1 protein-coding gene is annotated in these 914 nt (G+C 68.7%); it reads left to right on the top strand.

Annotated features, from left to right (window positions below; translation table 11 throughout):
• Positions 1-169: 169 nt before the first annotated feature.
• Positions 170-914 (top strand): protein-disulfide reductase DsbD domain-containing protein (locus tag JCM25156_RS18340; protein ID WP_277909487.1); only part of this gene is annotated, 745 nt, incomplete at its 3' end.

The raw sequence follows: 914 nt of genomic DNA, 5'->3' as shown, positions 1-914 counted from the left end.
CGCGACCGGCAGCGCCGCCGCGTTTTGGGACAGGAGTGCGGCAAGCCGGTTTTGCAAGGTGGGATCGAAAGACATATCCTGATCTTATGGCGTCCGGCGCGGTGGGGGGCAATCCTTGGCATGCGGCACGGGCGCGTTTTTTCCTTTCCTGTGTGGTGGAGTGCTGTCCGTGCCCTTTCTGCGGCTTGTATCGATCCTGTGCCTGCTGGTGGCGGCCACGCCTGCCGCCCGCGCGGCGCAGAGCGATCCCGTCTCCACCACCCGCGCCACCGCCACGCTGGTCACGGCGGATGACACCTTCATGCCCGGTCGCGCGCTGCATGTGGGCCTGCGCCTGCGTCTTGCGCCCGGCTGGCATACCTACTGGCTCAATCCCGGCGATGCCGGGGCCGCGCCCACCGTGGCGGTAAACGCGCAGGGCGGGGGCAGCGGGCAGGCCAGCACGATCGAATGGCCAACCCCGCAGGTGCTGCATGACGGGCCGCTTACATCCTATGCCTATACCGGCGATGTGCTGCTGCCGGTCACGCTTGTACCCGTGGCCGGGCCGGAGCCGGGGGCGATGGACCTGCATGCCGTGGCGGAGTGGCTGGTCTGCGCCGATATCTGCGTGCCCGAACAGGGCAGTTTCAGCCTGACCCTGCCCCGTGGCGATCCCCGACCTTCGGCGCAGGCGGCGGATTTCGTCCGGGCAGCGGCCAGCAGGCCGGTCATGTCTCCCTTTGCCGCACGGGTCTCCCCTGCCGGGATATTACAGCTTGCCGGTCCGGAACTTACACCGGACGCGGTGCGCGCTGCGTGGTTCATGCCGGAAATGGCGGGCGCGATAGATCAGGACGCCCCGCAGGTGGTGACGGTGCGCGACGGGATCGTGCAGATCGCGCTGCGCCCCGGTCCGGAATTCCATGGCGGGG

The organism is Komagataeibacter kakiaceti JCM 25156 (assembly GCF_000613305.1).
Note: the sequence above shows the minus strand (reverse complement) of the source record. Positions and strands in the feature narration are given on the sequence as shown.